Raw genomic sequence first — 260 nt, 5'->3', positions numbered from 1 at the left:
AGACCGAGATTCTCGTGACCGTGGAAACCGACCTGCGCGTCGTCACCGAGCTCGGCCACCAGCGCGGCCACCCGGTCACGCACCCCCTCGAGCACCAACGCCCCGGCGGAGTCGACGACGTAGACGCACTGGCAGCCGGCGTCGGCCATGATGCGGGCCTGGGCGGCCAGCTTCTCCGGCGCAATGGTGTGGCTCATCATCAGGAACCCGACCGTCTCCAGGCCCAGCTCGCGGGCCAGCCCGAAATGCTGGATCGAGAC

The 260-nt window shown here is 69.2% G+C and carries 1 pseudogene; it reads right to left on the bottom strand.

Features of this window, described 5'->3' with window-relative positions:
* A pseudogene (locus tag AC3A6P_RS36195) lies at nucleotides 1–260 on the bottom strand (4-hydroxy-2-oxovalerate aldolase); the annotation flags it as partial.

This window comes from Mycobacterium sp. Soil_C_30, assembly GCF_057656995.1.
This window is presented reverse-complemented; position numbering and strand designations above follow the sequence as displayed.